General features: G+C 59.1%; 24 protein-coding genes. 16 read left to right on the top strand and 8 right to left on the bottom strand.

The annotated features are described in order from the left end of the window. Nucleotides 1-96: 96 nt before the first annotated feature. Both SJY21_RS12920 and SJY21_RS12915 read left to right on the top strand, forming a co-directional pair. Nucleotides 97-753: an OmpA family protein gene (locus SJY21_RS12920; RefSeq protein ID WP_377511349.1), complete on the top strand. Its 657-nt coding sequence runs from the start codon at nt 97-99 to the stop codon at nt 751-753. A 137-nt stretch (nt 754-890) separates the two neighbouring features. Beyond that, entirely contained in the window at nt 891-1,658 is a 768-nt protein-coding gene (locus SJY21_RS12915) for a FadR/GntR family transcriptional regulator (RefSeq protein ID WP_377511346.1), read from the top strand. Between the two features lie 75 nt (nt 1,659-1,733). Here SJY21_RS12915 and SJY21_RS12910 read toward each other — a convergent pair whose 3' ends face one another. The 5 genes from SJY21_RS12910 to SJY21_RS12890 form a co-directional block, all read right to left on the bottom strand. Then, nucleotides 1,734-2,309: a F0F1 ATP synthase subunit B gene (locus SJY21_RS12910; protein WP_377511343.1), complete on the bottom strand. Its 576-nt coding sequence runs from the start codon at nt 2,307-2,309 to the stop codon at nt 1,734-1,736. Nucleotides 2,310-2,313: 4 nt separating this feature from the next. Continuing rightward, nucleotides 2,314-2,850: a F0F1 ATP synthase subunit B' gene (locus SJY21_RS12905; RefSeq protein WP_377511340.1), complete on the bottom strand. Its 537-nt coding sequence runs from the start codon at nt 2,848-2,850 to the stop codon at nt 2,314-2,316. Between the two features lie 80 nt (nt 2,851-2,930). Continuing rightward, complete coding sequence (locus SJY21_RS12900) at nt 2,931-3,167, bottom strand: F0F1 ATP synthase subunit C (protein WP_148054488.1); 237 nt, start codon at nt 3,165-3,167, stop codon at nt 2,931-2,933. 49 nt (nt 3,168-3,216) lie between these two features. Beyond that, on the bottom strand, nt 3,217-3,975 hold the full coding sequence (locus tag SJY21_RS12895; protein ID WP_377511336.1) for a F0F1 ATP synthase subunit A: 759 nt from the start codon (nt 3,973-3,975) through the stop codon (nt 3,217-3,219). A 1-nt stretch (nt 3,976) separates the two neighbouring features. Continuing rightward, complete coding sequence (locus SJY21_RS12890; protein WP_377511333.1) at nt 3,977-4,315, bottom strand: AtpZ/AtpI family protein; 339 nt, start codon at nt 4,313-4,315, stop codon at nt 3,977-3,979. Between the two features lie 207 nt (nt 4,316-4,522). Here SJY21_RS12890 and SJY21_RS12885 point away from each other — a divergent pair, with 207 nt between their 5' ends. From SJY21_RS12885 to SJY21_RS12875, 3 genes are all read left to right on the top strand, one after another. Then, the gene (locus SJY21_RS12885; RefSeq protein ID WP_377511330.1) at nt 4,523-4,849 is read left to right on the top strand and encodes an ArsR/SmtB family transcription factor; all 327 of its coding nucleotides are present in this window, start codon (nt 4,523-4,525) and stop codon (nt 4,847-4,849) included. 42 nt (nt 4,850-4,891) lie between these two features. Further along, complete coding sequence (locus SJY21_RS12880) at nt 4,892-5,530, top strand: hypothetical protein (RefSeq protein ID WP_377511327.1); 639 nt, start codon at nt 4,892-4,894, stop codon at nt 5,528-5,530. Between the two features lie 73 nt (nt 5,531-5,603). Continuing rightward, nucleotides 5,604-6,557: a hypothetical protein gene (locus SJY21_RS12875; protein ID WP_377511324.1), complete on the top strand. Its 954-nt coding sequence runs from the start codon at nt 5,604-5,606 to the stop codon at nt 6,555-6,557. On the opposite strand, the gene SJY21_RS12870 is transcribed toward SJY21_RS12875, so the two are convergent. Continuing rightward, on the bottom strand, nt 6,506-7,432 hold the full coding sequence (locus SJY21_RS12870; protein ID WP_377511321.1) for a LysR family transcriptional regulator: 927 nt from the start codon (nt 7,430-7,432) through the stop codon (nt 6,506-6,508). The genes SJY21_RS12875 and SJY21_RS12870 overlap by 52 nt on opposite strands. 122 nt (nt 7,433-7,554) lie before the next feature. Here SJY21_RS12870 and SJY21_RS12865 point away from each other — a divergent pair, with 122 nt between their 5' ends. The 9 genes from SJY21_RS12865 (at nt 7,555) to trmD (ending at nt 13,731) form a co-directional block, all read left to right on the top strand. Further along, on the top strand, nt 7,555-8,172 hold the full coding sequence (locus tag SJY21_RS12865) for a hypothetical protein (protein ID WP_377511318.1): 618 nt from the start codon (nt 7,555-7,557) through the stop codon (nt 8,170-8,172). Nucleotides 8,173-8,210: 38 nt separating this feature from the next. Next, nucleotides 8,211-9,698, top strand: coding sequence for a signal recognition particle protein (gene ffh / locus SJY21_RS12860; RefSeq protein ID WP_377511315.1), 1,488 nt, complete (start codon nt 8,211-8,213; stop codon nt 9,696-9,698). Further along, nucleotides 9,695-10,114, top strand: a complete 420-nt coding sequence (locus tag SJY21_RS12855) for a hypothetical protein (protein ID WP_377511312.1) — start codon at nt 9,695-9,697, stop codon at nt 10,112-10,114. Before ffh ends, SJY21_RS12855 begins: the two co-directional genes overlap by 4 nt. Further along, complete coding sequence (locus SJY21_RS12850; protein WP_377511309.1) at nt 10,111-10,689, top strand: GNAT family N-acetyltransferase; 579 nt, start codon at nt 10,111-10,113, stop codon at nt 10,687-10,689. The genes SJY21_RS12855 and SJY21_RS12850 overlap by 4 nt, the downstream gene beginning before the upstream one ends. A gap of 67 nt (nt 10,690-10,756) precedes the next feature. Then, the gene (locus tag SJY21_RS12845; protein ID WP_377511306.1) at nt 10,757-11,053 is read left to right on the top strand and encodes a chorismate mutase; all 297 of its coding nucleotides are present in this window, start codon (nt 10,757-10,759) and stop codon (nt 11,051-11,053) included. Nucleotides 11,054-11,103: 50 nt separating this feature from the next. Next, nucleotides 11,104-11,541 carry a 30S ribosomal protein S16 gene (gene rpsP, locus SJY21_RS12840; protein WP_377511303.1) on the top strand — a complete coding sequence of 146 codons (438 nt, stop codon included), beginning with the start codon at nt 11,104-11,106 and terminating at the stop codon, nt 11,539-11,541. 54 nt (nt 11,542-11,595) lie between these two features. After that, nucleotides 11,596-12,129, top strand: a complete 534-nt coding sequence (gene rimM, locus SJY21_RS12835; protein WP_377511300.1) for a ribosome maturation factor RimM — start codon at nt 11,596-11,598, stop codon at nt 12,127-12,129. Then, nucleotides 12,122-12,937 carry a hypothetical protein gene (locus SJY21_RS12830; RefSeq protein WP_377511297.1) on the top strand — a complete coding sequence of 272 codons (816 nt, stop codon included), beginning with the start codon at nt 12,122-12,124 and terminating at the stop codon, nt 12,935-12,937. Before rimM ends, SJY21_RS12830 begins: the two co-directional genes overlap by 8 nt. Next, entirely contained in the window at nt 12,934-13,731 is a 798-nt protein-coding gene (trmD, locus tag SJY21_RS12825) for a tRNA (guanosine(37)-N1)-methyltransferase TrmD (protein ID WP_377511294.1), read from the top strand. Before SJY21_RS12830 ends, trmD begins: the two co-directional genes overlap by 4 nt. A gap of 4 nt (nt 13,732-13,735) precedes the next feature. On the opposite strand, the gene SJY21_RS12820 is transcribed toward trmD, so the two are convergent. Both SJY21_RS12820 and SJY21_RS12815 read right to left on the bottom strand, forming a co-directional pair. Beyond that, nucleotides 13,736-14,578 carry an alpha/beta hydrolase family esterase gene (locus SJY21_RS12820; protein ID WP_377511291.1) on the bottom strand — a complete coding sequence of 281 codons (843 nt, stop codon included), beginning with the start codon at nt 14,576-14,578 and terminating at the stop codon, nt 13,736-13,738. 156 nt (nt 14,579-14,734) lie between these two features. Then, nucleotides 14,735-15,592, bottom strand: a complete 858-nt coding sequence (locus tag SJY21_RS12815) for a hypothetical protein (RefSeq protein WP_377511288.1) — start codon at nt 15,590-15,592, stop codon at nt 14,735-14,737. A gap of 353 nt (nt 15,593-15,945) precedes the next feature. Between SJY21_RS12815 and rplS the strand changes: the two genes are divergently transcribed. Beyond that, nucleotides 15,946-16,329: a 50S ribosomal protein L19 gene (gene rplS / locus SJY21_RS12810; RefSeq protein ID WP_377511285.1), complete on the top strand. Its 384-nt coding sequence runs from the start codon at nt 15,946-15,948 to the stop codon at nt 16,327-16,329. An 11-nt stretch (nt 16,330-16,340) separates the two neighbouring features. Then, entirely contained in the window at nt 16,341-16,562 is a 222-nt protein-coding gene (rpmE, locus tag SJY21_RS12805; RefSeq protein ID WP_377511282.1) for a 50S ribosomal protein L31, read from the top strand. The last annotated feature ends 126 nt before the right edge of the window (nt 16,563-16,688 follow it).

Below are 16,688 nucleotides of genomic sequence, written 5' to 3'. Positions count from 1 at the left end.
GCCAGCGGTTCGCGCGTTATTGGATAACAACGCCATATCAGCGATATAACCAGCACAAGCGCGCAACTTGCGCCCGAAACAAATGGAATCAGACCAATGACCCTGTCCAAACTTTCCTTGGCCGTTGCGGCCACTTCGATCCTTGCCCTGACCGCCTGCGAGGAAATGACCGACCCCAACAACCCCAACCGCAACACCCAGCAAGGCGCGGCGATTGGCGCGGGACTTGGCGCGCTGGTCGGCATCGCGTCTGGCGACACGGCCGAAGAACGCCGCCGCGGCGCACTTGTGGGTGCCGTGATCGGCGGTGGCCTTGGGGCTGCGGGCGGTGCCCAGCTTGACCGGCAAGAGGCCGAGTTGCGCCAGACCATGGGCAACAACGTGGGCATCACCAATACTGGTGAACAGCTTATCGTGACCCTGCCGCAGGACATCCTGTTCGCCACCGACAGCAGCACCCTGACCGGGTCGATGCGCGGTGATCTGACGGCCCTTGCCGCCAGCATGAACCGCTATCCCGACACTACGATCAACGTGCTGGGCCACACCGATAATGTTGGTGACGCGGGCTATAACCAGGGGCTGTCTGCACGGCGCGCGCAGGCCGTGACATCCGTGCTGATCAACGCCGGTGTCGCGCCACAGCGAATCCGCTCGATCGGGCGGGGCGAGGATGCGCCCATCGCGACGAACCTGACACCCGAAGGACGCCAGCAAAACCGCCGCGTTGAAATCATCATCGTGCCGAACTAAGCGCACTGCGCTAACACCACAAAGGGCCGCCCATCAGGGTGGCCCTTTTGCGTTTGATCTGCCCTGCTGCGGCCCTCGCTCGCTTTACACCCCTGACGGTTTGGTCATATGATTTGACCAAACCAGCGAGGGCCGTAATGCCATTCGAAAAAGTCCAGCCAGAAAAACTCTCGCAATCGGTCGTGCGCCAGATCGAACTGCTGATCCTGCGCGGCATCTTGCGCCCCGGTGAACGCCTGCCATCAGAACGCGAGTTGAGCGAGCGGTTGGGCGTATCGCGCCCGTCCCTGCGTGAGGCTTTGGCCGAATTGCAGGACGGCGGCTTGCTGGCGTCGCGCGCTGGTGCGGGGGTTTACGTGGCCGATGTTCTGGGATCGGCGTTTTCCGATGCTTTGGTGCGCCTGTTTTCCACCCACGACGAGGCCGTGTTCGACTATATCACCTTCCGCCGCGACATGGAGGGGCTGGCTGCCGAACGCGCCGCGACCTATGGCAGTGATACCGACCTCAAGGTGATTGACGCGATCTTTACCAAGATGGAGGCCGCGCATTCCAAACGGAACCCAAAGGACGAGGCCGCACTTGATGCCGATTTCCACCTCAGCATCATCGAGGCCAGCCACAATGTGATCATGCTGCACATGATGCGCTCGATGTTCCAACTGCTGCGTGAGGGCGTTTTCTATAACCGGCAAGTCATGTTCAAACAGCGCACCACCCGCGACATGCTGCTGGACCAGCACCGCGCCATGAACACGGCCATTCAGGCCCGTGACCCTGCCGCTGCCCGCGCCGCCGTCGAGGCGCATCTGACCTTTGTCGAAATCGCGATGACCGACCAGAAAAAGGCCGACCGCAACGAAGCGATTGCCCGCAAGCGGTTCGAAAACGAAACACGCCGCTAGCAACGCCAAAGAAAAACCCGACGCCTTGCAGCATCGGGTCAATTCATTCAGCAAGCCGGGGTTTCCCCCACGGGCCTAGTGCAACTTGGCAGCCACATCCGCGATCGCGTCATCAATCAGCTTGTTGCCATCGGCGGCCGTCAGCTGTTTGGCAACCACGTCGCGCGCGGCACCAATGGCGACCGTGATGGCGCTGTCGCGCACTTCGTTCACGGCGGCCTGCTGGGCGCTGGCGATCTGGTCTTCGGCCGCGGCGACGCGGCGGGCAACGGAAGACTTGATGTCATCCTTGGCCTGTTTGGCGGCGCGCGCGGCTTCTTCCTTGGCGGATTCAACGATGCGGGCGGCCTGTTCCTGCACATCCTTTTGCTTGCGCTCGTAGGATGCCAGCAGGGTCTGCGCTTCTTCGCGCAGGGCTTTTGCCTCGTCAAGTTCGCTGCGGATCCCGTCAGCGCGGCCATCCAGCATCTTGCCGATCATGCCGGGCACTTTGAAATAGATCAGCACGGCAAGGAACACGATAAACGCGATCAGCACAATCAGGTTGGTGTTCGTCAACGTCCAGAAATACGCCGAGAACGGATTGCTGCTGGCCGCCAATGCGGGCGAGGCAGCCAATGTCAGGGCGGTTGCGAATGCAAGTTTTTTCATGTCGCTACCCTTTCATCCGTGCAGTGACGGCTGCGGTGATGGTCTTGGCGTCAGCCTTGCCACCCAACGCGGCGATCAGTTCCTTGGCGGTGTCCTTGGCCACGGCCTTGACGCTATCCATGGCACCGGCGCGAATGTCGGCGATGGCCTTTTCGCTTTCGGCGGTCTGGGCGGCGATCTGTGCGTCGGCCTTTTGCAATTCGACATCCAGATCGGCCTGAATTTCGGCCTTGGCTTCGCCAACGATGCGGCTTGCCTCGACGCGGGCATCGGCCAGCGCCTGATTATAGGCCTCTTCGGCTTCAACCGCTTTTTGCTTCAGCTCTTCGGCGGCGGCAATGTCGTTGGTGATCGTGCCCTGACGTTCGGCCAGCACGGACCCGATGCGCGGCAGCGCGATGCGGGACAGCACGAAATAGATCACGACCAGCGTGACCAGAAGCCAGAAAATCTGGTTGGGGAAGGTCGAGAAATCCAGCTGCGGCATCCCTGCCCCGCCGGCCTCGGCCCCGTGTTCTACGGCTGTATCTTCGGTCGCCATCTCGTCGTCCTTTCGACAAATCCTGGTGTCTATGGGGCGGGGTCAACCCACCGCCCCACACGTAAGGAAGCGTCGTTTGTTTAGACGGCGAACATCAGCAGAAGCGCGACGAGGAACGAGAAGATCCCCAAGGCTTCGGCAAAGGCCAGACCGATGAACAGTGTTGCAGTCTGCGATGCAGCTGCGGATGGGTTGCGCAATGCGCCGGCCAGAAAGTTACCAGCGACGTGACCAACACCGATTGCGGCTGCGCCGGAACCGATGGCGGCCAGACCGGCGCCGATGAATTGACCCATGTTTGCGATATCGCCTTCCATGATATTTTCTCCTTACGATGGAATTTGCATTAGATGTTTAAGACGGACCCTAGTGGCTTGGGTGCAAAGCATCCTTAAGATACACGCAGGTCAGAATGGTAAAGACGTAGGCCTGAATACCGGCCACAAGGACCTCAAGACCGTAGATAGCAACGATGGCCAGAACCGATACCGGCGCAATCGCGGTAATCGCGGCAAAGCCTGCGAACACCTTGATCACCGCGTGACCGGCCATGACGTTGCCCGCCAGACGAATGGAGTGGCTGACAGGGCGCACGAAATACGAGATCAGTTCGATCAGCGCGATCACGGGGCGTAAGACCAATGGTGCTTCGGACATCCAGAACAGGCCCAGAAATTTCGGACCGTTCAGCACGAACCCAAGGATCGTCACCGCAAAGAACACACCGAAACCAAGGATCGCCGTCACGGCGATATGGCTGGTCGTGGTGAACGACATCGGGATCAGGCCAAGGAAGTTGGCGAACAGGATGAACAGGAACACCGTAAAGATATAGGGGAAGTATTTTACCCCATCCTTGCCGGTCACATCCTCGACCATCTTGTAAACGAAACCATAAAGCAGTTCGGCAACCGACTGGATCCGCGTGGGCACAATCGCGCGGCCCCGGGTGCCCAGCACCAACAGGCCGATGATGCAAAGCACCGCAATGCCCATCCACAGGGTCACGTTTGTGGGGGTGTACCAATGCACCGCGTCACCGCCAAACAGCGGTTTGACAATGAACTGGTCCAGCGGGTGAAAAACCAGCCCGCCCTCTTCTGCGCCATGTGCTTCGTCTGCCACGTCAGTCGTCCTCGTTCTTGCTGTCCGGTTCGGCCAGCTGTCTTTTCTGCACCTCCTGGGCTGTGCGCATCATGGTTTTGACACCGGCTGCGAAGCCCAGAAAAATAAACAGCACCAGAAAGATCGGCAGGGTTCCAAACAGGAAATCCAGCCCGTATCCGATGCCAAAGCCGATCCCAAGACCGGCTACAAGCTCTATCACCATTCGCCAGGCAACTTGTGCCTGAGAGTAGTGCTCTTCCGAGTGGTGCCTGGCCTCGTCGCCCTTTGCCGCCTTGATCCTGTCTTCCAGCGCCTTCAGGCGGCTGGCATGATCATCGGGCGAAGGTCCGTCAAACACGCGAAAATCCCACTCAAGAGTTGCGCAGTAGCTACGGTTTGACGGGGAATGAGTCAAGCGTGGGAACGGTGCGCGCAAGAGATTGAATAAAAACAATAAAACTTTACCACACCACCCCAATGACAGCCTGTCGCACCCCCGCATCCGGCGAAAACGTTATTCAACCAAATGGTTGACGTTTCAGCCGCCCCGCGCCAAACCCGATCCATGGCCCATACCCTTGATACCGTATTCGCGGCCCTTGCCGATCCGACCCGCCGCACGATCCTGTCGATGCTGCTTGAGGATGATATGGCCGTGACGGACGTGGCCGAACCCTTTGCGATGTCACTGGCGGCGATTTCCAAACACCTTGGGGTGCTGACGGCCGCCGGTCTGATCACCCAAGAAAAACGTGGCCGCGTAAAATGGTGCAAGCTTGACCCCGACGCCATGCGCGATGCCTCGATCTGGATGCAGGGGTTCGGGCAGTTCGAGGCGGTGAACCTTGATGCCTTCGAGGCGTTTCTGGAAACGCAACTTGGCGACACCTGACCGCAACCGTGCTAGAATGCCCCAATTCAACGGAGCATTTTCATGAAACCCATTGCCATCGCCCTGTTCACCACCCTTGCCAGCCCCGCCCTGTCCCAAGGGGCCTGCCCTGCCGAGATACCCTTTCCCGACCCCTGCATTGTGGGCAACTGGATCGGTGACAACACCGCCGTGATCCGCATTCAGGCGGCGATTGACTCCATGCCCCTGCCCGATGCCGAACGCACGGTGATCATGGGCATGTCACCTGTGCTGGGAATGACGGTGTTTGACGACGGGCTTTATGCCACCCTGCCCTTTCACACCGATATGGAGGTGATCACCGTTACCGAAGAAGACACAGTGACCGTCGATATGAACCTCGCCATCGGCACGCAGGTCGGGTTCATCTGGGGTGACGGCACGAACCTGCATTTTTGCACCACCGGTGACAGTTTCGTGGCGCTGCAGGTCGATGCGGAGTCTACCCTTGGTGGCAGTTCCTCGACCATGATCACGCCGGGCGGGATGGGCGGTTTCACCCCCGTCATCACCTATCAATGTTCCGGCAATTCCTGGACCTATCAGGTGCAACTGCCACCGCCCATCGGGACTGTTGATTACAATCTGGAACGGTTTTCCGAAGCCCGCTTCCCCGAAGAATTTCGCGCGCTTCTGGATGATCGTTTCGGAATCGAATAGCTGCGAAATTTAAGGCAGATATTTTCCCAACCTTGGCCCAAGCCGCGCCATAATCGCGTGGCATCCTGCGGCCATGTCACACGTTGGTTCACCGCCGCTGCCCGCTTGGGCGATCAAATCGCCCCGTCTTTTCGGCGTGTCCGATGTGCTTTTGTGCCTGCTGGCTGGCGTGGCCGTTTTCGCAACAACTGAATCGGGTAGCGCAATCGCGCTGATTGCGGCTATTTCCATCATCGGTCTGCCTTTTGCAGTGTTCATCTGGTTCGCTTTTCCGATCCTGTGTTTTTTGGCCCCCTTGCGGATCGGTTATCGGGTCGTGCGCCCTTTCACGGGCAGGTTCACCGCATTTCTGGGCGCGGTGCTGTTCGCTCTGGCGTCCTTTGCCGCGATTGATACCTACCTGCGCGGCGACACCGTCGACGATGCCATTACCGGTTTCATCAATCGGGACACAGCGCTGGTCGCGGTCACGCCAACCGACACAATCGGGCTGCGCAATGAATGGGGGCGCGAAACCCTTGACTGCCACCCGATCTGTCGCGATCTGCTGACCCAAGGCCGCGTGAGCGAAGTTGTGATGTTCTCCAAGGTGTCCGACCGGTCCGTGGGCTATCGCAGCCGTGCAGACGGCAGCGCCTGCGCCGATGTGTTCCCCGCAGGGCGCGAGGTTTGGGTGGACTCCGATGACCTTTGCGCAGCCTTTGTTCCACAGCCTCCGACAGTGGACTATCAGCTTGAAAACGTGCCCGCGGCCGATTGGCCAGACAGCCCGCAAGTCGAAAATGTCTATCGGGTCACGGTCCGGAACGGCGGGCTAAGCCAGTCCGTGCATCTGGTCGATGCCCGCTTTGCGGTCGGGGGCGGATTGCTTGACCCGTCAAGCGCCGGCACCATGGGCGAACGGCTGATGTTCACACCCCGCATGCGCAGCCACAGTTTTACGAACGTGCCTGATGATCCGATGCTGGCGCAGCGCTACACCGCGTCAGCGTTTCTTGCCAACGTCATTTCCGCCACATTGCCCTGACGCGACATCACCTTGGCCGTGTCTTTGAGGTATTTCAGAACGGCTTGCACCTTGGCCGTGCGATGCAGGTCGACATGTGTGACCAGCCACAGGTCGGCCGACCATGCATCCCGCGTCGGGATCACCTCGACCAATTCAGGGTGGCGGGCAAAGCTCCAGTCCATCACGAACCCGATCCCCGCGCCCGCAACGATGGCATCCAGCATCGCGCGGTTGTCGGATGTGCGAAACACGATCTGGCTGTCATCCACCTTGCCGCGCAGCCACTTGTTAAAGGGTGCACGCGATCCGGCATCGTCGTGGCCGACAAATTCATGGTTCACCAGATCGTCCTCGCCCGCGGGCATGCCCTTGCGCGCGATGTAGTCAGGTGCTGCGACAAGCCGGACATGCTGGCGCAGAAACGGCTGCACCACGTTATCGGGCTGATCGGGCGCTTCGCCTGCACGGATGGCCACGTGGGCCTCGCCGTATTCCAGCCGGAACAGGCGGTCCCCCGTCAGATAGCGCACCCGCAGACCGGGGTTGGCGATTTGAAACTGCGTCAGGATCGGCGTCAGCACGGGTGCTGCCGACACAAGTGATGTGACCACCAGATCACCGTTCACGCCCTGCCCGCGCCCCTTGATGCGGCCGGCAAGCTGGGTCAGTTGATCGTCGGTGGCTTGGGCAACCTGCAACAGATCCTCGCCCGCCTCGGTCGCCGTATAACCGCGCGCGTGGCGCTGGAACAGCTTGGCCCCCAAATTCGCCTCGAGCGCATCAATGTGGCGAATGACCGTTGCGTGGTGCACCCCCAGGACATCCGCAGCGCCGCTGACCGTGCCCAAGCGCGCCACCTGATAGGCGGTGCGAATTTCGTCCCAGTTTTCCATCTGTCCCTCACTTGCTTCTGTGCGCTGAAAAACACAACCGCCGCGAAATGCCAAGTCACGTTCGCTTGCGCAGGGTAAATCCGCCGATTGACCTTGGCCGCCGCACGCGGCCAAATACACCCATGAAGATCACGCACAATACCCCCGAACTGCTGATCATCGACAGCAAACCATGGCTGGTCGGGATCATCCTTGCCGCGATGGTTCTTGTGGCCGTGGCCATCGGACTTGGGATGATGATGAGCGGCGAAGTCCTGACAGGGATATTGGTTGCCGTGCTGGGCGGCGCGTTCACCGGCCTGTTCTTTGCCATCTTCGTGCGGCGCAACCAACTGGTGCTGGACCGGCGCGACAACCGCCTTGAGATGCGCCGCCGCACCCTGTTTCGTCACACCCGCGTGCGCCACGATCTGCACCACCTGCGGCGCGCCATCGTGGAAACGTCACGCGGTGACAAACAGGACACGCACCGGATGACACTGGAACTGGACGGCGGGATGGACGCAGGGCTGCACCCCTTCACCGCGGTTTATACCAGCGGGCGCGGCGCGCGGCGCGGCGCGGATGCTGTGAACGGCTGGCTGGCGGCAGTAGTTCGACTCCGCCCCGCAACAGCCCTAAACGCCACCCTAAATCCGGAAGTCCCAAACTTCCGGTCCCTTATTCATAGGGGATCGCCACCAGTCAGCGCGTTGCGCCCACTGGTGCATTTGTGCTTTTCGCGGTCACTTCCTATCTAGGGGTGGTCATATCCTAATCGGCCAAGGAGGCCTGCGGCATGTTTGAAAATCTATCCGAACGCCTGTCAGGTGTTTTTGACAAGCTTACCAAACAGGGTGCGCTGTCCGAGGATGATGTGAAAACCGCATTGCGCGAAGTGCGTGTTGCCCTTTTGGAAGCGGATGTTTCCCTCGAAGTCGCGCGCGATTTCGTCAAGGCCGTGGCCGACAAGGCAACCGGCCAGTCCGTCACCAAATCTGTCACCCCCGGTCAGCAGGTCGTCAAGATCGTGCATGACGAACTGGTGCATGTGCTGACAGGGTCAGAAGAACCCGGACTGCTGAAAATCGACAACCCGCCCGCGCCGATCCTGATGGTCGGCTTGCAAGGCTCCGGTAAGACAACAACAACCGCGAAACTCGCCAAACGCCTGAAAGAAAAAGAGGGCAAGCGCGTGTTGATGGCGTCCCTCGATGTAAACCGCCCCGCCGCGATGGAACAGCTTGCGATTTTGGGCGTGCAGATCGGTGTTGATACGCTGCCGATCGTCAAAGGCGAAGACCCTGTTCAAATTGCTAAACGCGCGAAAACCCAAGCCAGCCTTGGCGGCTATGACGTCTATATGCTGGATACGGCGGGCCGCCTTCACATTGATGCCGAACTGATCGCCCAAGCCGCCGCCGTGCGCGATGTGGCCAACCCGCGCGAAACGCTGTTGGTGGTCGATGGCCTGACGGGCCAAGACGCGGTCAACGTCGCCACCGAATTTGACGACAAGATCGGCGTCACTGGCGTGGTCCTGACCCGCATGGACGGCGACGGGCGCGGTGGTGCCGCCCTGTCGATGCGCGCTGTGACAGGCAAGCCGATCCGCTTTGTCGGTCTTGGCGAAAAGATGGACGCGATCGAGGAGTTCCACGCCGAACGTGTCGCGGGCCGTATCCTTGGCATGGGCGATATCGTCAGCCTTGTCGAAAAGGCGCAGGAAACCATCGAGGCCGAACAGGCCGAACGCATGATGAAGCGTTTCCAGAAGGGTCAGTTCAATATGAACGACCTGAAAATGCAGCTGGAACAGATGCTGAAAATGGGCGGCATGGAATCCATGATGGGCATGATGCCCGGCATGGGCAAAATGGCCAAACAGGTGGAACAGGCAGGCTTTGACGATAGCATCCTGAAACGTCAGGTCGCGCTGATCCAGTCAATGACAAAACGCGAACGCGCCAATCCGCAGTTGCTGCAAGCGAGCCGCAAGAAACGCATCGCGGCGGGTGCGGGCATGGAAGTTAGCGAGCTGAACAAGCTGATCAAGATGCATCGCCAGATGTCCGACATGATGAAGAAGATGGGCAAAATGGGCAAAGGCGGGATGTTGAAACAGGCCATGAAAGGCATGTTCGGCAAGGGCGGCCCGTCCGAGGCCGAAATCGCCGCCGCGCAACAGCAGATGGGCGGCATGGGCGGATTGCCCGGCCAGAACCCGTTCGGTGGCGGCGGTGCGCAACTGCCCCCCGGCCTGTCAGGGTTTGGCAAAAAGAAATGAAAGTTCTGATCTTTACTCTACTCGCACTCACCACTTCACAAGAAGTTCTGGCTGGAGAACGACAAATGCTCTGTGACCTTTTTTCGGCTGCAGATCCAACCGAAAGGCTTGAGGCACTTACAATTCATCAAGCTGCCGATGGAACGGTAGAAATTGTCAGTGAATTTGATTCCTTCCCGCTAAGGCTGACATCCAAGACACTGGAAATCCGCTATCAAATGAATTCTGACGATGGAGCGACTCAAAATCGTTATAGCGTCATCATAGAAGACAGTAGTGACGAATTTGGGGTCTATGTTCCAATCGTTTGGCTGGTCGATTGGGAAACCTCGACTGTATCACATACAAATCTGGGTGCAGGGCAGTCAACGTGGACAATTTACAATAGATTTCGGTGTGTGAGATCGTTCCAATGACCTCCACCGTCACCATTCCCACGCTTGAAACGGATCGCCTGATCCTGCGGGGGCCGCGTCTGGCAGATGCGGACGCCTATATCGCGTTCAAAGGGTCGGAACGGTCGCGGTTCACCGGCGGACCGATTGATGCAGATCGTGCAGGCGGCAATTTCTTTGCAATTTCGGGACACTGGATCTTGCGCGGTTACGGGCTGTTCATGGCAACCCTCAAAGGCGGGACCGACACACCCATCGGAGGCTTTGGCATCTTTCACCCGTTGCAATACGCCGAGCCCGAATTTGGCTGGACGCTTTATGATGGCGCGCACGAAGGTCAGGGCTTTGCCGTTGAAGCCATGCGCGCGATCATCCCGTGGGCATGGGGGCCGCTTGGCGTTGACACCGCGCAATCCCACATCGACGCAGGCAATGACGCATCCGTCGCCGTGGCCAAACGCCTTGGCGCAACCTTTGACGCCGAAGCCACCCGCATCGCCAATGCACCGGGCGGCGAGTTCTATTCAGACGATCCCGCCGACCGCGACGACCCCATCGTCAACATTTGGCGCCACCGCAAGGGGGCGCTGACATGATGTATCGCAGCCATACGGTTCCCATACGCATTCCATACGCTTTCCATATTGCCATTCAGGGGGCAAAATGACTGATCCGATTACCCTTGCCGCCGACCTTTTGAAGGGCCACCGCGACAGCATCGACCGCCTTGATGCGATCCTCGTCTATACGCTGGGCGAGCGCTTCAAACACACGCAGGCCGTGGGGAAACTCAAGGCTGAACACGACCTTCCCCCGTCCGATCCCGCGCGCGAAGCCGCGCAGATCGCGCGGCTTGAAGATTTGGCAAAACAGGCCGATCTGGACCCTGAATTTGCCAAGAAGTTTCTAAACTTCATCATCGCTGAAGTCATTCAGCACCACAAAACCCACCAATCGTAAGGTGGGTCTGGACCCACGTTACCCTAAATGAAAACAAAGGACTAACTACCATGGCTATGAAAATTCGTCTCGCCCGCGGCGGCTCCAAGAAGCGCCCTTTTTACCGTGTCGTTGCTGCTGACAGCCGTATGCCACGCGATGGCCGCTACATCGAAAAGCTGGGCACATATAACCCGCTGCTGGCCAAAGACAGCGAAGAGCGCGTCAAGCTGGACATGGAGCGCATTCAGCACTGGCTGAGCCAAGGCGCACAGCCGACCGACCGTGTAAGCCGGATGCTGGAAGCTGCCGGTGTGCTGCCCAAAAAGGACCGCAACAACCCCAAGAAGGGCACGCCAGGCAAAGCCGCACAGGACCGCGCCGAAGAAAAAGCCGCCAAAGCCGCAGCCGCTGCCGAAGCCGCCGCAGCCCCCGCTCCTGCAGAGGAAGCGCCCGTCGAAGAAGCTCCCGTTGAGGAAGTTGCAGCCGAAGAAGCAGCGACTGAATAAACGAACGTGGGGCCGTCACTTGGCGGCCCCGCTTTTCCTGCTAGGATTGCGCGCATGAGCAAGGATCGTATCATTGTCGGATCACTTGGCGGCGCGTTTGGCGTGCAGGGTGACGTGCGTCTGAAATCCTTTTGCGCCATCCCCGAAGCGATTGCCGATTACACCCCGCTGGTCACAGATCAGGGACGGGTTTTCGCGACTGTCGTCTTGATTGGTCAGACCAAGGGAAGCCTGATTGCCCGCCTTGACGGGATCACGACCAAAGAACAGGCGGATGCCCTGCGCGGTGTCGATCTCTATGCAGATCGCGCGCAGCTGCCGCATTTGCCTGACGATGAATACTATCACAACGATCTGGTCGGCCTTGCGGTGTTTGACACGGGCGGCGCTGAAATTGGCCGCGTCAAAGCCGTGATGAACAACGGCGCCGAGGATATGCTGGAAGTCACCGGCGCGGGTTTGCGTGACAGTGCCCTCATTCCCTTTACACGCAAGTTCGTCCCGACTGTCGATCTGGCAACCGGTCGCGTGATCATTGATCCCCCCGAGGGGCTGATGCCCGATCAGGTTGATACCGCCGATGGCTAGGCAAATCCTGTTGCACCCCGGATTTCACAAGACCGGCACCAGCACGGCGCAGCATGTATTCTGGATCAATCGCGACCTGCTGTCGCCTCATGTCGCGATCTTCCAACTGCGCCATCTGCGCGATGTGGCCAAGCTGTGCATGGGCTATGCCAAAACCCAGAACCCCTTGTTGTTGATGGATATGATCGAGGCTCTTGATCAGGTTTTCGCCGACGTCAGCGCCGATGACCCGCGTCATGTTCTGATCAGTTGCGAAGGGTTATCGGGCCATTTGCCCGGCTGGCCCGATGTGGATACCTACGCTGCTGCCCCGATCACGATCAGCTATATATGCGGCTATCTTGAGGACCGGTTTCCCGATCACAGCCTGTCAGTCACCTTGACGACGCGCGGTGCGGATGACTGGCTTTACAGTGCCTATCGCCATCATCTGCGCGGTTTCCGCCTGACCAAAAGCTGGGACGCATTTCGCGACACCTATCGCGATGCGGCAGATCTGGACGCCGTTGTCAGCGACATTCGCAAGAGCATCGCGCCGGTCCCCATTACGGCATTGCCACTCGAAGTCAGCCGCGATCATCCGCTGGGTCCGGGTGGTGCGATCCTGAACGGGTTGGACCTGCCCAACGGTCTTATGGCGCGGCTTGACCCTGTCGATGCGGGCAATCAGGGCCCAAGTGACGACCTTGCCGACAAATTTCTTGCCTTGAATCTGGGCGATTTGCCGGATGGCGAAGTGCAGGCCCAGAAAGACGCGCTTTCGGCGATGTCCGGTGTTGGCGGGTGGAAGAAGGGGCCGCGCGCGTGACTGACAAACCCAGCAAATCCCACGGTCGCAAATCCATCGCCGCCACGCTGCAACCGCGTGATCTGATGGATGACGCCCCCGATCTGGCAAATGTCTGGCGCGCGCAGGTGATTACCCTTCTTCCCGAAGCCTTTCCGGGCATTTTGGGCGACAGCCTGACGGGCAAGGCCCTGAAAGACGGGATTTGGCAGCTGCACACGACCGACCTGCGCCGTTTCGGGGTCGGCAAGCATCGCAACGTCGATGACACGCCAGCCGGGGGCGGTGCCGGCATGGTGTTGCGCGCCGATGTTGTGGCCAATGCAATCACAGATACCCGCCGCCGCGCCAAGGGCCGGATGCCGCTGATCTATCTCAGCCCGCGCGGCGTGCCGTTTACCCAAAAGATGGCGCAGGATCTGGCCGCTGCCGATGGCGTGACGCTGCTGTGTGGCCGGTTCGAGGGCGTCGATGAACGGGTGCTGGAACATTACGATATCATCGAAGTGTCCATGGGCGATTATGTTCTGACCGGTGGCGAACTGCCCGCGATGGTGCTGATTGACGCCTGCGTGCGCCTGCTGCCCGGTGTTCTGGGCAATGCCGAAAGTGCGGTTGAGGAAAGCCATTCAAACGGGCTGCTGGAACACCCGCACTACACCCGCCCTGCACAATGGGAAGGGCGGGAAATTCCGCCCGTTCTCACGTCCGGCGATCACGGCAAAGTCGCGAAATGGCGCCGCGAGATGAGCGAGAAAATCACAGCCGAACGGCGGCCCGATCTGTGGGAAAAGCACGAGAAATCGTCGCGCTGACCGCCTAAAGCCCGCTAAAAAACCACCAGCTAAGTCTTGCTGCATCGACTTCGCGGGTGGCCGGGCCTTGCAGGCGCGTGCTCCGCTGACCTTGCCCCGGCCAGTCGTGCCCATGCCCGTCGATCAGCACATAGACAAGCGGCGCAGCGCAGCGTCTGTATTGGAATATCCTTGCCACAGTCCCATCGTCCACGCTGTCTACCACACGGGGAACGTCGGCACGGTTGCACCTGTTTCGTCGGCTCCATGTTTCCAGCGTCGCCTGCGCCGACAAGGTCGCCCCAAGACGACTGCCTGCCGGTCGACCCGCGTGGGGAGAGATCGGGTCTTCTGTGCCGTGAAAGAAAATCGCGGGCACCGGTGCGCCGTTCGGGCATTGAAAGGCGGTGGGAAGTTTGGTGGCGACGACAGAAATACCGGCAATCAAGTCGGGACGGTCACAAGCCATCCGCATCGCCATGCCGCCACCATTGGAATGACCAGTTAGAAAAACACGCCGAGGATCGGCGCGATTGTCGGCGATCAGGGCCGTGATCAGACCCGTCAGATAGGCCACATCATCGGGGGTCGTTTCAGGTGCGCGACCATCGTTCCACCTGCGCCCTTCGCCGTTGGGGTAAGCGACGATGATGACGTGCTGGCGCGCAAGCGCGTCCAGAACTGTCTTTCGTTGCATATTCCGTGATGTGCCCAGAAACCCGTGCATCGCAACGACAAGCGGGGCGGGCACCGATCTGTCCGCGCGGCCATCGGTGATTGTCACGTTCCGACCCAGAAATGACTCGGCCAAAGCGGGCGAAAGATGAAACACCACAAAGAAGATCGCTAACCACAGTTTCCGCATCATACCGCCTCCCTGAGGTCGAATGTCAGCGTGTGCGGGTCCAAGGTCAACGTCACCGTTTGAAATGCGACCGAATGCATGCAGTGGCGGAACCTACCTGCGAAAACAAAAAGGGCGGGTGAATAGACCCGCCCATTCGATCACCCTTGAAGCAAGGGGTTATTCGATTTCGTTGGCGTTGTACGCAACCCAACGACCAATCTGCGGCAAACGGCTGCCGTGGTTCTGGTCGCCGCCAAATTCGTAACTAATCCCGAATGCAACGCTGTTGAAGGTGTCGCCGTAATAGTCCCCACCAGGCCCGTCCTCATAGCTGATCTGTATGGATTGCAGGGCCACATAACCATCAAACTGGCCAAAATCGCGCGACGCGCCAAGGGTTAGATCAACAATGCGGTTCTGGTATTCAGCTTCACCATACTTGATCCCGCCACCGTATGCGAAAGCGCCGAAAAGCGCGTAGTCATTCGCAAGGTCGTAGTGCCCGCCGACATTCACGAAGGGAGCGACCTGTGTGCCTTCCCAATACTCGTCCGCACTGTCGATAAAGCCGACCTGAGCGAAGTAACCGCCCCAACTCATTGTGTTCGAGAATTCGGCGCCGATGTAGTTATAGGACATCACTTCATCGCTATCACCATAGTCGTCATGCCCGCCAACACCGATGAAACCGCCGTAGGTCATTGCCCCGTTTTCAATAAGCGCACGGGCGGTCAGATCATACACTTCCGATGTCGCATCGTCCGTATTCAAAGATGGGTCCGCCCCCGAGATACCGCCATGATGCAGGGCAATAACACCTGTGAAATTCCCGAAATCGCGTGCATAGCTAAGTGTGATATCGCTTTGAATGCGATCGTCGACTCCGTCGATACCGCCATTTGAAAGGATACCCGAGCCTCCATCAAGGTTGGACCAAGACCCCAGAGAGAGATCTAGCTGGAACGAATGGTCCTGCGCAGACGCGGCCGTCGCCATAAGAAGTGCGGCGGGGAGAGCAATTGCCTTGATCAACATAAGGTTTCCTTTTGAAATGAAGTTTTGAAATATTCACCTATAGCTATGTCACTCTGGCCAACTCGCTTCAACAAACGTTAACATTTGCTTGACGAATTCTGGTCCAACTGTGGTTTGCCTGCACAGGCGCCCTTGCCACACTGCCCCCTTCCCTCTATATCCCGCCTGTCTGCGCCCCAAATCGAGTCGTGGACCTGTTTGGTATGGCCGTGACCTCTTCACCGCGAACCCGCCAGATAGCACAAAGCAAGGCCGTGAAACCTTTGGTGGGCAGCGTGACTGACCCGCGAAGACCGAAGCTCTGGCAGCCCTCACATCCGCGGAAAAACCGCGTGAAAACCAGGAGACGGTCAATGGATCTGATCGCACAACTTGAGGCGGAGCAAATTGCCGCCCTCGGGAAAGACCTTCCCGATTTCAAAGCGGGTGACACCATCCGCGTCGGTTACAAAGTGACCGAAGGCACGCGCTCGCGCGTCCAGAACTACGAAGGTGTGTGCATCGCACGCAAGAACGGCACTGGCATCGCCGGTTCGTTCACCGTTCGCAAGATTTCCTTTGGCGAAGGCGTGGAGCGTGTGTTCCCGCTGCATTCGACCAATATCGACAGCATCACCGTGGTGCGTCGTGGCCGCGTTCGCCGCGCCAAGCTGTATTACCTGCGTTCACGCCGCGGCAAGTCGGCGCGTATTGCCGAACAGACCAACTATCGCCCCGTTGGCGAAGCAAACGCATAGGAGAAGTCGAGATGAAAAAAGATATCCACCCCGACTACCACCTGATCAACGTCAAAATGACGGATGGCACGATGTTGCAGATGCGCTCTACCTGGGGTGCAGAAGGCGACCAGATGTCGCTTGATATTGACCCAACAGTCCACCCCGCATGGACAGGCGGCAACAGCCGTCTGCTCGACACCGGTGGCCGTGTGTCCAAGTTCAAGAAAAAGTACGAAGGTCTGGGCTTCTAAAGCACCCACTCTTTTGGAAATGGAACGCCGCACTTGTAAAACAGGGCGGCGTTTTGCGTTTGGGGGCTAACGCAATGTGCAACAGTTGAACCGGGCGATTGGCGGTCTGATCCGACCCGGTTCGAT

The sequence above is a fragment of the Octadecabacter sp. R77987 genome (assembly GCF_042466115.1).
Lineage (GTDB): Bacteria > Pseudomonadota > Alphaproteobacteria > Rhodobacterales > Rhodobacteraceae > SW4.
Note: the sequence above shows the minus strand (reverse complement) of the source record. Positions and strands in the feature narration are given on the sequence as shown.

Excerpts from the sequence above, each read along its gene's own strand:
- SJY21_RS12830 (WP_377511297.1), top strand. The coding sequence starts at position 12,122 with ATGGCTAGGCAAATCCTGTTGCACCCCGGATTTCACAAGACCGGCACC.
- rpmE (WP_377511282.1), top strand. The coding sequence starts at position 16,341 with ATGAAAAAAGATATCCACCCCGACTACCACCTGATCAACGTCAAAATG.
- ffh (WP_377511315.1), top strand. The coding sequence starts at position 8,211 with ATGTTTGAAAATCTATCCGAACGCCTGTCAGGTGTTTTTGACAAGCTT.
- SJY21_RS12845 (WP_377511306.1), top strand. The coding sequence starts at position 10,757 with ATGACTGATCCGATTACCCTTGCCGCCGACCTTTTGAAGGGCCACCGC.
- SJY21_RS12815 (WP_377511288.1), bottom strand. The coding sequence starts at position 15,592 with ATGTTGATCAAGGCAATTGCTCTCCCCGCCGCACTTCTTATGGCGACG.
- rplS (WP_377511285.1), top strand. The coding sequence starts at position 15,946 with ATGGATCTGATCGCACAACTTGAGGCGGAGCAAATTGCCGCCCTCGGG.
- SJY21_RS12865 (WP_377511318.1), top strand. The coding sequence starts at position 7,555 with ATGAAGATCACGCACAATACCCCCGAACTGCTGATCATCGACAGCAAA.
- SJY21_RS12855 (WP_377511312.1), top strand. The coding sequence starts at position 9,695 with ATGAAAGTTCTGATCTTTACTCTACTCGCACTCACCACTTCACAAGAA.
- SJY21_RS12910 (WP_377511343.1), bottom strand. The coding sequence starts at position 2,309 with ATGAAAAAACTTGCATTCGCAACCGCCCTGACATTGGCTGCCTCGCCC.
- SJY21_RS12905 (WP_377511340.1), bottom strand. The coding sequence starts at position 2,850 with ATGGCGACCGAAGATACAGCCGTAGAACACGGGGCCGAGGCCGGCGGG.
- SJY21_RS12915 (WP_377511346.1), top strand. The coding sequence starts at position 891 with ATGCCATTCGAAAAAGTCCAGCCAGAAAAACTCTCGCAATCGGTCGTG.
- SJY21_RS12920 (WP_377511349.1), top strand. The coding sequence starts at position 97 with ATGACCCTGTCCAAACTTTCCTTGGCCGTTGCGGCCACTTCGATCCTT.
- SJY21_RS12880 (WP_377511327.1), top strand. The coding sequence starts at position 4,892 with ATGAAACCCATTGCCATCGCCCTGTTCACCACCCTTGCCAGCCCCGCC.
- rpsP (WP_377511303.1), top strand. The coding sequence starts at position 11,104 with ATGGCTATGAAAATTCGTCTCGCCCGCGGCGGCTCCAAGAAGCGCCCT.
- rimM (WP_377511300.1), top strand. The coding sequence starts at position 11,596 with ATGAGCAAGGATCGTATCATTGTCGGATCACTTGGCGGCGCGTTTGGC.
- SJY21_RS12900 (WP_148054488.1), bottom strand. The coding sequence starts at position 3,167 with ATGGAAGGCGATATCGCAAACATGGGTCAATTCATCGGCGCCGGTCTG.
- SJY21_RS12850 (WP_377511309.1), top strand. The coding sequence starts at position 10,111 with ATGACCTCCACCGTCACCATTCCCACGCTTGAAACGGATCGCCTGATC.
- SJY21_RS12870 (WP_377511321.1), bottom strand. The coding sequence starts at position 7,432 with ATGGAAAACTGGGACGAAATTCGCACCGCCTATCAGGTGGCGCGCTTG.
- SJY21_RS12820 (WP_377511291.1), bottom strand. The coding sequence starts at position 14,578 with ATGATGCGGAAACTGTGGTTAGCGATCTTCTTTGTGGTGTTTCATCTT.
- SJY21_RS12875 (WP_377511324.1), top strand. The coding sequence starts at position 5,604 with ATGTCACACGTTGGTTCACCGCCGCTGCCCGCTTGGGCGATCAAATCG.
- SJY21_RS12885 (WP_377511330.1), top strand. The coding sequence starts at position 4,523 with ATGGCCCATACCCTTGATACCGTATTCGCGGCCCTTGCCGATCCGACC.